The sequence below is a fragment of the Lentzea nigeriaca genome, from assembly GCF_016907955.1.
In the GTDB taxonomy this organism is placed as follows: Bacteria; Actinomycetota; Actinomycetes; order Mycobacteriales; family Pseudonocardiaceae; genus Lentzea; species Lentzea nigeriaca.
This window is the reverse complement of record NZ_JAFBCX010000008.1, coordinates 1-14,608: the sequence shown is the minus strand read 5'-3', so window position 1 is coordinate 14,608 and position 14,608 is coordinate 1. Positions and strand designations below refer to the sequence as shown.

10 protein-coding genes are annotated in these 14,608 nt (G+C 68.6%); 5 read left to right on the top strand and 5 right to left on the bottom strand.

Annotated elements, in window-relative coordinates; genetic code table 11:
- On the top strand, positions 1-231 hold the full coding sequence (locus JOD27_RS26570) for a PIN domain-containing protein (RefSeq protein WP_504739946.1): 231 nt from the start codon (positions 1-3) through the stop codon (positions 229-231).
- 13 nt (positions 232-244) lie between these two features.
- On the opposite strand, the gene JOD27_RS26565 is transcribed toward JOD27_RS26570, so the two are convergent.
- From JOD27_RS26565 to JOD27_RS26555, 3 genes are all read right to left on the bottom strand, one after another.
- A complete protein-coding gene (locus JOD27_RS26565; RefSeq protein WP_204765318.1) occupies positions 245-892 on the bottom strand; it encodes a response regulator in 648 nt (215 codons plus the stop codon).
- A gap of 2 nt (positions 893-894) precedes the next feature.
- Complete coding sequence (locus JOD27_RS26560) at positions 895-2,085, bottom strand: sensor histidine kinase (RefSeq protein ID WP_204765014.1); 1,191 nt, start codon at positions 2,083-2,085, stop codon at positions 895-897.
- 127 nt (positions 2,086-2,212) lie between these two features.
- A complete protein-coding gene (locus JOD27_RS26555) occupies positions 2,213-3,925 on the bottom strand; it encodes an NAD+ synthase (protein WP_204765013.1) in 1,713 nt (570 codons plus the stop codon).
- A gap of 29 nt (positions 3,926-3,954) precedes the next feature.
- On the opposite strand from JOD27_RS26555, the gene JOD27_RS26550 reads away from it, so the two are divergent.
- The gene (locus JOD27_RS26550) at positions 3,955-5,517 is read left to right on the top strand and encodes an alpha/beta hydrolase (protein WP_204765012.1); all 1,563 of its coding nucleotides are present in this window, start codon (positions 3,955-3,957) and stop codon (positions 5,515-5,517) included.
- Positions 5,517-7,040: an alpha/beta hydrolase gene (locus JOD27_RS26545; protein ID WP_204765011.1), complete on the top strand. Its 1,524-nt coding sequence runs from the start codon at positions 5,517-5,519 to the stop codon at positions 7,038-7,040. The genes JOD27_RS26550 and JOD27_RS26545 overlap by 1 nt, the downstream gene beginning before the upstream one ends.
- Here the strand turns inward: JOD27_RS26545 and JOD27_RS26540 are convergent.
- Both JOD27_RS26540 and JOD27_RS26535 read right to left on the bottom strand, forming a co-directional pair.
- A complete protein-coding gene (locus tag JOD27_RS26540; RefSeq protein WP_204765010.1) occupies positions 6,995-8,512 on the bottom strand; it encodes an MFS transporter in 1,518 nt (505 codons plus the stop codon). The two genes, JOD27_RS26545 and JOD27_RS26540, sit on opposite strands and share 46 nt — an antisense overlap.
- Entirely contained in the window at positions 8,512-9,147 is a 636-nt protein-coding gene (locus JOD27_RS26535; protein WP_204765009.1) for an LppX_LprAFG lipoprotein, read from the bottom strand. Before JOD27_RS26535 ends, JOD27_RS26540 begins: the two co-directional genes overlap by 1 nt.
- A gap of 41 nt (positions 9,148-9,188) precedes the next feature.
- Between JOD27_RS26535 and JOD27_RS26530 the strand changes: the two genes are divergently transcribed.
- Positions 9,189-10,532: a glutamine synthetase family protein gene (locus JOD27_RS26530; RefSeq protein ID WP_204765008.1), complete on the top strand. Its 1,344-nt coding sequence runs from the start codon at positions 9,189-9,191 to the stop codon at positions 10,530-10,532.
- Positions 10,533-10,551: 19 nt separating this feature from the next.
- Positions 10,552-14,082, top strand: a complete 3,531-nt coding sequence (locus JOD27_RS46795) for an FkbM family methyltransferase (RefSeq protein ID WP_204765007.1) — start codon at positions 10,552-10,554, stop codon at positions 14,080-14,082.
- Positions 14,083-14,608: the final 526 nt, after the last annotated feature.

Here is a 14,608-nt window from a genome sequence, read left to right as displayed (position 1 = left end):
CTGCTCGACGGCATCGCCGTCACTGACGACCAGAAGGCCACCAGAGTGGCTCGCGCCAATGGCCTGAACGTGCACGGCACGATCTGGCCGCTGGCTCAGCTGTGCCGCGACGGCAAGATCGCCGAAGCTGGTGCGGGCAATCTCGTCGACATGCTGCGCGACAGCGGCATGAGGCTGCCCCGCACGGGCGCACAGTTCGGATCCTTCGCAAGGAAATACGGCTTGCTCTGATGTTCCTGAAGCCTCAGTGATCCAAGTACGCGAGCACGGCCTGAACCCGACGGTCACCCGCACCGTCCTCGGTGTTCAGGCCGAGCTTCAGGAACACGTTGCCGATGTGCTTGTGCACGGCTCCCGCGCTGATGACGAGCCGTTCGCCGATGGCCGCATTCGACAATCCCTGCGCCATCAACCCGAGGACCTCGCGCTCTCGCGGTGACAACACACTGAGCGCGTCATCAGCCTTGCGCCGCACCAACAACTGCGACACGACCTCGGGGTCGAGCGCCGTCCCACCGTTCGCCACCCGGTGCAACGAGTCGAGGAAGTCCGCGACCTTGCCGACGCGTTCCTTCAACAGATAGCCGACGCCACCACCAGTCCCAGCCAACAGCTCGTGCGCGTAGCTCTGCTCGACCCACGCCGACAGCACCAGCACGGCCAGCTTCGGGTGCCGCCGTCGCGCCTCCACGGCCGCCTTGAGCCCCTCGTCCGTGAACGTAGGTGGCATCCGTACGTCGACAACCGCGATGTCCGGCTCATGGGCAGCCACGGCGTCGAGGAAATCGTCGGGGTTGTCGGTCGCCGCGGCGACGTCGAGCCCTTCGTTGCGCAACAACAACGTCAGCCCCTCGCGGAGCAACGCGTCGTCTTCGGCGATCACGATGCGCATGGTCACTTCCCAATCGGTAGCACGACGGTGAGCACGGTCGGCCCGCCCTCGGGACTGCTCACGCTCGCGCTGCCGTCCAACGCCTCCACCCGGCCGCGAATGCCTTCCAACCCCGTCCCCCGCTTCTCGTCCGCGCCACCCTTGCCGTCGTCGTGCACGAGAACGGTGAGCTGCGAGCCGTCGATGCCGAGACTGACCCACGCGTGCTCGGCCCCGCTGTGCCTGGCCACGTTCGTGAGCGCCTCGGCCACCGCGAAGTAGGCGGCTGCCTCCACCGCCGCGGGCAACCGCCCCAGGTGCTCGGCCTGCAGCACGCACGGCACGGGGCACCGCGCCGCGAGCGCCTGGATCGCCCCGTCCAGCCCCAGATCCTCCAGCACCGGCGGATGGATGCTCCGCACGACGTTGCGGAGCTCTTCCAGCGCCTCGCCCGCCGCGTCCTGCGCCCGCCGCAACGCCTGCAGCGCGCCGTCCGGGTTCTGCTGGAGCGTCCGTTCGGCGATGCCGAGCATCATCACCACGCCGACCAGCTTGTTCTGCGTCCCGTCGTGCAGGTTCCGCTCGATGCGCCGCAGCTCCGCGCCATGTGCCTGCAGCGCGGCGGCCCTCGTGGCGACGACCTCGGCCAGCCGCTTCTCCAACGAGGCCCGCGGCGGCGCCAGCAACGCCCGAGCCCACCGCGCGTCCAGATCGGCCAGCCGCGGCAGCTGGGTCAGGATCAGCGCGAGCACGGCGGAGGCGGGCACGCTCAGCAACGCCTTCGCCCACGAGTCGACGTGGACGCCGAACGAGTTCTCGACCCCTCCGGGCACCGCCCACCAGATCAGCGACGCGAACGGCTGCTGCACGAGCGACCCCGGCACCCCGATGGCGATCGCCCCGAACAACGTGCCGAACAGGGCGTGCGTGACCAGCCACAACCCCTCGCGGCGGCTGGCCGGATCCGCCAGCACCCGTTGCGCCCGGTGCAGCCACGGCCCGTCGAGGGGCGGCGGTGACGGCACCTCGACACCGGCGTAGCGCGCGAGGCGCTGCCGGTCGACGTCCACGATCCGGCGGATGACCGGCGCGGTGATGGGCAGCAACGGCAGGATGACGACGGACAGCAGCAGTACACCGAGGGCGAGCCACGACGCGATGGCCGTCAGCAGCCCCGTCGCCAGGTAGGCGACCGCCGCCCAGATTCGCTTCACACCGCAAACCTAGCCATCTGACCTGGCCGCCCGCGGTAGAGCAGGCTCCACTTCAAGGAGTACGCGGGGAGCTTTCGTACTCTCCTGGCGCACGCGGGGTCCCCGCGTGCCGTCCGGAAGAGCGGCTTCAGCCCTCGCGCCACCCGTTGGTGATCGGCAGCCGCCGGTCCCGCCCGAACGCCTTGTTCGAGATCTTCGTGCCCGGCGGGTACTGCCGCCGCTTGTACTCGGCCTTGTCGACCATCCGCAGCACGCGGTCGACCAGCTCGGGCGCGAACCCGGCCGCGATCAGGTCGTCGTACCCGCGGTCGCCGTCGACGTACTGGGTGAGCAGCGTGTCCAGCAGTTCGTAGTCCGGCAGCGAGTCCGTGTCGACCTGGCCGGGCCGCAGCTCGGCCGAGGGAGGCTTGATGATCGAGTTCTCCGGGATCGGCGGCACCTCGCCGCGCTTCTCCGCCTCGTCGTTGCGCCACCGCGCCAAGCCCCAGACCAGGGTCTTGAACACGTCCTTGATCGGCGCGTAGCCGCCGACCGCGTCGCCGTAGATCGTCGAGTAACCGACCGCGAGCTCCGACTTGTTGCCCGTCGCCAGCACCAGGTGTCCGTGCTGGTTGGACAACGCCATCAGCAGCATGCCGCGGCAGCGCGCCTGGATGTTCTCCTCGGCCAGACCGGTCAGCTTGAGCTGGTCCACGTACGTCGACACCATCTCGCCGATCGGCTCGGTGGTGAAGTGCAACCCGGTCCGCGCGGCCAGGTTGGAAGCGTCCGACTTGGAGTGCTCGGACGAGTACGACGAAGGCATCGAGACGCAGTACACCGAATCGGGACCAAGAGCGTCCACGGCCAGTGCCGCGACAACGGCGGAGTCGATGCCACCGGACAGACCGAGCACAACGGACCTGAACCCGTTCTTGTGCACGTAGTCGCGCAGGCCCGTGACCAGCGCGTGCCACACCTCTGCCTCATCGGACAACGGCTCGAACACGCGCGGCGCGGGCAACGGCTCGTAAGCGGGCACGGCGTCCGACACGAACACCCGGCGCACGGAGAAGTCGCCGATCTGGCCCTGCGCGTACTCCAAGCCGCCGGGAAGGTCGAAGTCCACCAGCATCAGGTGCTCGACGAACTGCGGAGCACGGCCGATGAGCTGGCCGTCGGTGGAAACCACCAGCGAGTCGCCGTCGAACACCAGCTCGTCCTGGCCGCCGACCAGGTTGCAGTACGCGAGCGGGGCTCCGGCCTCGGCGGCGCGGCGGACCACGAGCGGCAGCCGCAGGTCGTCCTTGTTGCGCTCGTACGGCGAGGCGTTCGGGGAAACGACCAGGTCGACGCCGGCGTCACCGAGCGCGGTGATCGGGCCGCCGTCCTGCCACAGGTCCTCGCAGATCACCATGCCGACCTCGACACCGTTGATCCGCACGATGTCCAGGGACGACCCCGGCTTGAAGTACCGCCGCTCGTCGAACACGCCGTAGTTGGGCAGGTGGTGCTTGCTCTGCCGGGCCACGACACGCCCGCCGTACAACACGGCCGCGGCGTTGCGCGGACCCACGGAGTCGTGCTCCAGGTAGCCGACGAACGCGGCGATGCCACCCAAACCAGAAGCATCCAACGTGGCAGCCAACGCCTCCAGCGCTTCCGAGGACGCGCGCGCGAACGACGTGCGGATCGCCAGGTCCTCGACCGGGTAGCCGGTCAGCACCATCTCGGGAAAGACCACGAGGTGCGCGCCGCCTTCACGGGCCTTGCGCGTCCACTCCACGACCAACGACGCGTTGCCGGAAAGGTCGCCAACAGTGGCGTTGACCTGGGCGAGCGCGATGCGAAGCTGCGGCATGCCCTCATCATCTCCCATACCATCGGCCCGTGGTCCGTCTCTTGAGCGTGTTGCTCGTCATTCCCCTTCTCGCCTCCTGCACGTCGATCGTCGACGGCACGGCCAAGCCAGGCGTGTCCTTCGAGAAACCGGGTCCTGCCGGGACTGTCCCCACGGGCTTGGAGAAGTACTACGGCCAGCAGCTCGCCTGGCAGGACTGCGCGCCGTTCGCCACCACCGGGTCGAGCAGGCAGGCCTACGGGAACAAGCGCGACGTCGAGTGCACCCGGCTGGAGGTCCCGCTCGACTACTCCAAACCGGACGGCGACACGATCACGATCGGCGTCCTGCGCTACAAGGCCGCCGGCCAGAAGATCGGGTCGCTGCTGATCAACCCCGGTGGGCCCGGTGCGTCGGGCATGGCGTCGGCGGCCGGCTTGATCTCGGACTACCGCAAGACCGATCTGGCGAAACGCTTCGACCTGATCGGGTTCGACCCGAGGGGGATCGGCGCGAGCGAACCGGCGGTCAAGTGCCTCACCGGACCGGAGCGCGATGCCGACCGTTTGGACCTCGACGTTGATACGAGTGCGGCGGGAATCACCCAAACGGAGCAAGAGAACAAGGCGTATGCCGAGAAGTGTGCCGCCGGGACAAAATTCGGGGCGGCAATGCTCGCCAACTTGGGCACGCGGGACGTAGTTAAGGACATGGATGTCCTCCGCTCTGCGCTCGGCGACGCGAAGCTGAGCTATCTCGGCTACTCGTACGGCACCCGCATAGGCACCGAGTACGCCGAGACCTTCCCCCAGAACGTGCGTGCACTCGTCCTCGACGGCGCCGTCGACCCGACCCAGGACCAGCTCGCGTCGCTGGTAGCCCAGGCCGCCGGCTTCCAGAGGGCGTTCAACGAGTTCGTGAAGTGGTGTCGCGCGAAGAAGGACTGCCCTCTGGGCGACGATGCGAACGCGAGCTTCCGCCAGCTCACGACACCGTTGATCCAGAAGCCGGTCAATGTCGGCAACCGCAAGCTGTCCTACAACGACGCGATCACCGCCACGATCCAGGCGCTGTACTCGGAGCAGCTCTGGCCGCTGCTGCTGGACGGCCTCGACGAGCTGAAGAACGGCAAGGGCGCCACGCTGCTGCGTCTCGCCGACGCCTACCTTGACCGCGATGACCAGGGCAACTACTCGACGATCACGGACGCGTTCAACGCCGTGCACTGCGTCGACGACCCACGGCTGACGGACAAGAACGCGCTGTTGGAGTCCGCGAAGAAGTACAAGGAGGCGGCGCCGTTCCTCGACGACGGCAACCCGCCCGGCGCGGCGCTCGACTCGTGCGCGTTCTGGCCTGCCCCCGTGTCCGGCCGCACCGACCCACCCAAGGCGGACGGCATCCCGCCGCTGCTGGTGATCTCCACGACCGGCGACCCGGCCACGCCGTACGAGGCCGGCGTGAACCTCGCCAAGGCGCTCAACTCGCGGCTGCTCACGTACGAAGGCGTTCAGCACACGGTCTTCCTCCAGGGCAACCAGTGTGTGGACGACGCCGCCGTGAAGTACCTGATCGACCAGACGTTGCCCGCCGACGGAACCCGGTGCGCCTAATGACGAAGAGGCGATCCCGAGTCACCGCGGCCTTGTTCGCCTTGATCGTCCTGCTCGGCACGTCCACGTCCTACGCGCACATCGACGGCTCGCCCGTTGCCGCGCGCAAGGGCTTAGCGCGCTTCTACGAGCAGGCGTTGTCGTGGGGCGCGTGCCAGTCCTTCGCGACCGATGCCAAGAGCAAGGGCCTGTTCGAGCGCGAGGGCATCCAGTGCGCGCGCCTGCAGGTCCCGCTCGACTACGAGAGGCCGGACATGGGGACGATCACCGTCGGCCTGCTGCGCCGACCCGCCACCGAACAGGGGCGACGCGTCGGCTCCCTGGTGGTGAACCCAGGCGGTCCCGGTGGTTCGGGCATGGCGCACGTCGCGAACATGCAGCCGAACAACCCGGTCGGCAAGCGGTTCGACGTGGTGGGCTTCGACCCGCGCGGCGTCGGCGCGAGCCAGCCACGCGTGCAGTGCCTGACCGACGCGGAACGGGACGCGCAACGCCTGCGCCCCAAGGGCGACACCGCGAACGCCGTGGAGACCGAGAACCGGTACTTCGTCGAGAAGTGCGCCGAACGCAGCGGCATCGACCTGCTGCGCAACGTCGGCACCCGTGACGTCGTGCGGGACGTCGACGTGCTGCGCGCGGCGTTGGGGGACAAGAAGCTGAGCTACCTCGGCTACTCCTACGGCACGCGCATCGGCACGTTGTACGCCGAGATGTACCCGCGCAACGTGCGCGCGATGGTGCTCGACGGCGCGGTGGCCGTCGAGGGCGACAAGGTGGACGCGGCGGCACGGCAGGCACAGGGCTTCGAGCAGGCGTTCCAGCGGTTCGCCGGCTGGTGCGCCCAGCGCGACTGTCCTATCGGGACGGACAAGAACGCTGCGGAGTCCAGGTTCCGGCAGATGATCGAACCGCTCAAGAAGGCCCCGCTGCAGGTGGGCGAGCGCAAGCTGTCCCACTCGGACGCGAACACGGCGATCATCCAGGCGATGTACTCGGACCGCCTGTGGGAAACCGCGCTGAAGGGCCTGCAGGAGCTCAAGCAGAACAAGGGCAACACCCTGCTGCAGCTCGCCGACCAGTACCTCGGCCGCGCCCCGGACGGCACCTACTCCCGCATCCAGGACGCGTTCGTGGCCATCCGCTGCGTCGACGAACCACCGGTCAAGGACCGCGCCACGCTGGAGTCCAACCGTCGGAGGCTGTTGGAAATCCTGGGCAACGACACGATCCCCACCGACGAGACCGCGCTCGGTCCGTGCGCGTTCTGGCCGGCCCCGCACACGTCGGAACCGCATCCGCCGAACGTGACCGGGCTGCCGCAGGTGCTGGTGGTCTCGACGACCGGTGACCCGGCGACGCCGTACCAGTCCGGTGTGGACCTCGCGACCGCGCTGGGCGCCCGTTTGCTGACCTACAACGGAAACCAGCACACGGCGTTCCTGGCAGGCATCGGCTGCGTGGACGGCGTGGGCACGAACTACCTGGTGGACTTGAGACTGCCGGAGACCGACCCGGTCTGCTGACGACGTTTCGAGGGGAGGAGGACCGATCCCAGCGCTCCGAGCGCGCAGATCACCGCCGTGATCAGGAAGATCTCGTGGTACTCGGTGAGCAGCGCCTCGGTGAGCCCGCGCTGGTAGGCGGCCACCTGCCGTTCGAACTCGGCTTTCTCGACCCCGAACGGCAGCGGGGTGTTCAGGCCTGCCGTGAGCTCGCGGAACCGGTGGAGACCCCACGCGGACAACGCCGCCACGCCCACGAGCATGCCCGTCATGCGCGCGACGACGACGAACGCCGACACCACGCCGTGCCTGATGGGCGGCACCACACGCAGCACAGCACCGGACAACGGCGCGATGACCAGTCCAAGGCCAAAACCGGCGATGGCCAGGTCACGCGTCAGCACGAGCCCGCCGACGTCGGCGGGCCACTGCGCGATGAACACGTACGACACCGCCGCGATCGCCAAGCCTCCGAACGACACCCAGCGGTCGCCGAGCCGTGACGCCAGCAGTCCACCGAGGACAGCGCCGACCGGCAACGCGACCAGGAACCGCGTCAGCAGCGCCGCGGCGGCCGCGGAATCCCGGCGCACCACCGTCTGCGCGAACAACTCCACGTCGACGAGCGTGACCATCAACGCCGCGCCGGCCGCGAGCGAAACCCCGAGCACGGCCCAGAACGGCCGCCACTGCACACCATCGGGGTCGATGAGCCGCACAGCAGCACGCCGTTCCCACAGGAAGAAGCCGACCAGGACGAGCAGCGCCGCCCCCAGCACCGGCCAGCCCCACGACGGCAGCACCGACTCGGCGGGCTTCGGGTTGTAGAGCGCCACCACCAGCAACGACAGCGCCAGCGCCAGCAACATCCCGCCCACGACGTCGATGCGCACCTCACGCCGTGTGTTCGGCACAGCCCGTTGCACGATCACCATCGCACTGACCGCCAACGGGACGTTCACCCAGAACACCCACCGCCAGCTCTGCGGCTCCCACGCCTCGAACAACGGCAACAGGTTGAACAGCGACGCGACACCGATGCCGTACAGCGTGCCGAGGACGGACCCCAGCTCCTGTGCGGCACCGACCGTCCCGAGAGCCGTCGACCGCCGGTGCTCCTCCCACAGGTCGGCGACCAGCGCCATCGTGACCGGCAGCAACGCGCCACCGGCCAGCCCCTGCACCACACGTCCGGTGACGAGCACCGACACGTCACCGGCCAGAGCCGTGATCACCGACCCGACCAGGAAGCCGAGCAGCGACACCTGCAGCACGAACCGCCGCCCCAGCCGGTCCGACAGCTGCCCGAGCAACGGCATGCCGGCCACGTACCCGAGCAGGTAGCCCGTGACGATCGGGGTGGCCTGCTCGAGCTCGTTCACCGCGATGCCGAGGTCCCGGACCATGTCCGTGAGCACACCGACGACGACGTACGCGTCGAGCGCACCCAGCAGGACGGCCGCGCCGGCCGCGGCGAGGGCGACCCTTCGCATTACGCGGGCGCCGTCACTGTGACGGGCTTGTCGAAGTCGGTCAGTCCGATGTCGACCTTCTGACCGCCGGGCAGCTCGAACAGCGCGTTCTTCAGCTTGTTGTCGCTGCCGAGCGAGAACGTCGACTTCACGTCCGCGGAGATGCCGGGCACGAGACCGGCGGCGACGTCCTTCGGCACCGTCGCCTCCACCACCGACACGTCACCGGACGACTTCGTCTTGGCGTCCTTCGCGCTGGCCAGGACCTTCGCCACGCCCTTGTCGGGGTTGAGGATCGCGGACGGGTCGTACACCTGGCCCGCGAACGCGGCCGGCAGCTTCGTGTACCCGCCGGTCGGGCCCTTGAAGTGCAGGTTCCCACCGGTCAGCACGTACTCGATGGACAGCAGCTGCCCGGCGAAGTTGACCTTCGCCGTGCCCTTCGAGTCGCCGCCGGACGTGAGGTCGCCGTCGGCGTCCTTCACCGGGACGTCCGGCAGCTCACCGTCCACCTTGATGGTGAAGTGGACGGTCTTGACCGAGCGCATCGACTCGGCCGAACGGGAGAGCAACGTCGCACCATCGGGGAGATCTCCACCGGACGTGCAGCTCGTGAGCAGGGCGAGTGCGCAAACCAACAACCAACGGGCGGACATGCGTTGATCGTAGAGAGTCCGGAGCCCTTAAGCTGCGCCCTATGGACCGCCAGCAGGAGTTCGTGCTCCGCACGCTCGAGGAACGCGACATCCGGTTCGTCCGGCTCTGGTTCACGGACGTCCTGGGCTTCTTGAAGTCCGTCGCGGTCGCACCGGCCGAGCTCGAAGGTGCCTTCAGCGAGGGCATCGGGTTCGACGGCTCCGCGATCGAGGGCTTCGCCCGCGTCTACGAATCGGACATGGTCGCGAAGCCGGACCCCTCCACGTTCCAGGTGCTGCCGTGGCAGACGCCGGAGGGCACCAACTACTCCGCGCGCATGTTCTGCGACATCACGATGCCGGACGGCTCCCCGTCGTGGGCCGACCCGCGGCACGTGCTGCGCAGGACCCTGTCGAAGGCGAGCGAGGCCGGGTTCACCTGCTACGTGCACCCGGAGATCGAGTTCTTCCTGCTCAAGGACCTGCCGGCGGACGGCCGCGAGCCCGAGCCCGCGGACAACGGCGGCTTCTTCGACCAGACCTCTCACGAGACCGCGACGCACTTCCGCCGCCACGCCATCGAGGCGCTGGAGGCGATGGGCATCTCCGTCGAGTTCAGCCACCACGAGGGTGCTCCCGGCCAGCAGGAGATCGACCTGCGCTACGCCGACGCGCTGACCATGGCGGACAACGTCATGACGTTCCGCTACGTGGTGAAGGAGGTCGCGATCACGCAGGCCGTGCGCGCCTCGTTCATGCCGAAGCCCTTCTCGGACCAGCCGGGGTCGGGCATGCACACGCACTTCTCGTTGTTCGAGGGCGACCGCAACGCGTTCCACGACGAGGAAGACCCGTACCAGCTGAGCGAGATCGGCAAGATGTTCGTCGCCGGTGTCCTGAAGCACGCTCGCGAGATCTCCGGCGTCACGAACCAGTGGGTCAACTCGTACAAGAGGCTGATCGTCGGCGGTGAGGCGCCCACGGCCGTGTGCTGGGGTCACGCGAACCGCTCCGCGCTGGTCCGTGTGCCGATGTACTCGCCGGGCAAGGCGTCGTCGCGCCGCGTCGAGATCCGCTCGCTGGACTCCGCGTGCAACCCGTACCTGGCCTACTCGGTGATCCTCGCCGCCGGTCTCAAGGGCATCGAGAAGGGCTACGAGCTGCCGCCGCCCGCCGAGGACGACGTGTGGTCGCTGACCGACCGCGAACGTCGTGCCGCGGGCTACGCGAACCTGCCGCAGAACCTCGGCGAGGCCCTCACCGAGATGGAGAACTCGGAGCTGCTCCCCGAGGCGTTGGGCGAGCACGTCTACGACTTCTTCCTGCGCAACAAGAGGACGGAGTGGGACGCGTACCGTCGAAGCGTCACCCCGTACGAGTTGCGCACTCTTCTTCCCGTGCTGTGAGGCCGATACGTTGCTCTCCGTGACAGAGGTACCCGAGTTCCAGCCTGCGATCTGCGCGTGCACGGTCGCCACGGCGGCGGAACTTCCCGCGGTCAAGGTCCTGTCCAGCTCGTTCCTCGCGGAGCACCCCGAGGGCCGGTTCGTGGCGCTGATCGTGGACGCGCAGCCGGAGCACGCCGGGCCGGGGTTGATCACGCCGCTCGAGATCGGCGTGGCCGAGATCGAGCTGCACGTGCTCGCCACCTCGCTCGACGCCGGCGGGCTGAAGGCCGCGATGGTGCCTCGCCTGTTGGAGGCGTTGCTGTCGCAGGGCATGCCCGTGCTGTACCTCGACCCGTGGGTCCAGGTGTTCGGGTCGCTCACGAAGCTCGTGCTGGAGGCGTTGCGCAACGCCCCGGTCGTGTTGCTGCCGCGCACGTTGCGGCCGCTGCCGTCGGACGGTCTGCAGCCGGGGCCGGCCGAGCTGCACGAGCTCGGGGCGTTCGACCCAGGGTTCGTCGCGGTCGGTGAAGGCGCGGAGCCCTACCTCGCGTCGCTGGACATGCCGGCGATCGTGCCGCATCACGTCGTGCGCGACGCACGGGTCGGGTTGTCGGTGTGGAACCTGGCGGACAGGCCGTTGCACCGCACCGAGTCGGGCTCTCTGGCCGTGGTCGGGCAGGACCTGCTGACGGTGCATTTCCGCGGGTTCGACCCGCGGCGGCCGTGGCTGCTGTCCGCCGACTTCGCGGAACGTCCCCGTGTGTTGCTCTCCGAGCACCAGGAGGTCGCGGAGCTGTGCACGGCCTACCGTGCCGAGCTGGTGCGATGTGGCTGGACCGCGGCGCCGGTGCCGTACCGGTTCGACTCGCTGGTCGACGGGACGGTGATCCCGTCCGAGCTCCGCGCCGACTACCGGGCCGCTTCACCGACGCCGTTGCCCGCGTTCGGTGAAGACGGTGGTGGTGGGTTCCTCATCTGGGCGTGCGAGCCGACCGAGAACGGTGGCACGCGGTGGGCAGACGCGGTGTGGCGGGCGGACCCGGCGCTGCAGCAGCAGTTCCCGGCGCCGTTCGGTGCGGACGCCGATGCCTGGCGCGAGTGGTGTGCGGGCGTGGGCGTGGCTTCCGGACGTTTGCCCGTGCCCGCCGTTCCGAAGCCTCGTTCGGAAGGTCCGGCGTTGCTGGACCAGCTCGGGGTGTCCGTCATCGGTTCCGGGCCCTTGTCGGAGCTGATGCTCGCGGCGGCGCGTGCGTCCGGGCTGCCGGTGTCGGCGACCGCCGGATATCCCGTCGTGGTGCGCACTTCTCCCGACGACGAGGTGCCGTCCGGGCGGTTCGTCGTCGAGGTCGCGTTGGACGTCGCTGCCGCGGACGACCGCACGGGCGTGAACGAGCTCTGGCTGTCGTCGGACGCGTCGCGTGCCGCTGCCGAACGCATCGGCGGGCCGATCGTGCGTGTGGTGCCCGTGCCGGTGCGCGACGTCGGCGCGCGTGAGCACACGTCTGGCGATGTGGTGGTGTTCGCGGCGATCGCGGACCACTCTCTCGACAGGCCTGGCAACGTGCTGGGCGCGGTGTCGGCGTTCCTGAGCGCGTTCCCCGATCGCGCCGACGTCGAACTGCGGATCGCGGTGTCCGGGGCGTTCGAGCACCCGGAGGCGGCCGAGCGGTTGCGCCTGGCCACCGCCTCCGACCCGCGGATTTCGCTGGTCGAGGACGACGACGTGTGTCTGACCGCCGACGCGGTCGTGTCGTTGCACCGCGGAGGCGCGGACGACCGGATCGCGCTGCGGCTGGCTGAGCTGGCTGTGCGGGGCGTTCCGATCGTGGCGTCCGGCCACGGCGCCGTTGCCGAGCTGTTCGGCAAGACGGCGGTTCTCGTGCCGTGTCACCAGGGTTCCGAACCCGATGTGCAGGCAGCCTCGCGGTTGCTGCGCTCGTTGGCCGATGACCTGCCGACGGCGGAAGCGCTGGGAGCTGCCGCGCGTGAGCAGGTCCTCGCGGTGCGATCGGTCTCACGGGTGGCAGAGCTGCTGCGCGAACGCGTCGAGCACTCGTACCGGGGCTGGCGGGCGCGGCGGCCGAAGCCGAAGCCCGAGGTCGACCCGATGCTCGCGTTGCAGTCGGCCAAGCACGCGTTACTGCGGGAACCCAACATCGACACGGCTCACCGCACGCCGATGGCACCCGCGTTGCGCAAGATCGTGTTGCGCGCGTTGGACCACTACGACAACCACATGCGCCAGGTGCTGCACACCCTGATCGACGGGGTCGAGCGCACGGTGTCCGAGCTGGTCGACCGGCAGGACGCGCTGAAGGCCGGCGTCGGCGCGGGCGAGCTGGAGCTGCTGCGCGCCGAGGTCGAGCAGGTCGCGGAACGGCAGTCGCACTTCGGAGACCAGCTGGTCGGCGTCGACGACGGTGTCGTGCGCGTCCGTGCGGACATGGCAGGTCAGGGGCGTCGGCTCCGGGACATCGAGGACGCGGTCGTGGCAGAGGCGGCCAAGAGGGCTACTTCCGACGACGTGCTGGCCGAGCGGATCGACAAGCTGACCGTGGCGTTGGACCGCACGCTGGACCGGATCGACACGCTGGAGTCGAAGGTCGTCGAGGTGTTCCGCGAGCGCGACTCGCGGCTGGACTCGGCGATCCGTGCCGCCAACCAGGCGCAGCAGACCGCGGACGCGTTGCGTCGCGTGGTGGTTCGTCAGCATGAGGCCGCGGGCGATGCGCCTGAACTGCGTTCGTCGCTGGTGTTGTGCGACGCGGGCATGATGCGGCTGCCCTCCGACGACGCGTTCATGCTTCCGCTGTTGTCGTCCAACGGCGTGTGGGAGCCGGACCTCGCCGAGCTGCTCGACTCGGTGCTCGAGCCCGACGGGATCTTCCTCGATGTCGGTGCGTACGTCGGGTATCACTCGATCAGGGTGTTGTCGCGGCTGGGCCTGATGGGTGCCGTCGTCGCCGTCGAGCCCGATGCCTCGGCCGCGGCGCTGCTTCGCCACAACGTCTCCGCGAACCTGCCTGCCGCGGTCGCGTCCCGGCTGACCGTGATCGAGGGCGCGGCGTGGGAGAGCCCCGGTGAGCTGGCCGTGTCGCCGACGCTGACCGGTGGTGTCTCGGTGTCGCCGCCGGCAGAGGACGCGTCCGCCGATGTCGCGCGCGTGCGGGCGGTGCGCCTGGACAAGGAGCTCGAGGAGATCTCCCTGGTGCGGGGCATGAAGCTCTCGGTCGTGCGGGTGGACACGCCTGGACGAGGTCACCGTGCGCTGGCCGGCCTGGTCCGGCTGCTGCGTCGCGATCGGCCGCACGTGTTCCTGGAGTTCTCGGCCTCGTCGACCGCGGAGTTCGGTGACGATCCGGTGACGGTCCTCAAGGAGTTCGGCATCTGGGGCTACGACCTGGTGCCGCTGGCCACCCGTCAGGCGGCCTCGCCGGACCAGATCGTGAGGGCGATGGAGGGTCTGCGCTCCATCACCCTGTGGCTCCGGCCGCGTCCGGTTGGCGCCAAGCCGGCTGCTCCGACCCCGTCCGTGCCGATCAAGCAGCCCGCTGACCAGGCGATTTGACTTTGATCCTCCCGATGAGTAACTTTCTTCGAGTCGCAAGCGAGACCCCCGGAACGAGCGGTTGACACCGCGGATCGGGCCGGGTAAGGTATCGCGGCGTCAAACCCCCAGAAGTGAATGAACGGCCTAACGTGCTGTCCGGGATCCGAAAAGACCCCGATTTGACACCGGAAAAGCCACTCAGATAACTTCTGAACCAAGCGAAAAACTGAATGCGAAGCGAGTTTGCGCCGAGCGAAGAAGCCCGAAACGGCCGATTTGACAAGCGAAAAACGAACGAGCTAAGCTTTCAACACAAGCCCCGAGAGAAACTCTCCGGAAACGGAGAATGGAACCGGTGAGCGCGTGTTCTTTGAGAACTCAACAGCGTGCCGAAACACAGCCAGTAATATGAATACTCCTCGTCAGGGGTATTCCTTTGAGTAAGTTAGACCAGATTGCCAGACATATTCCGTCTGGAGCGATCACAACGATCCTTATTGGAGAGTTTGATCCTGGCTCAGGACGAACGCTGGCGGCGTGCTTA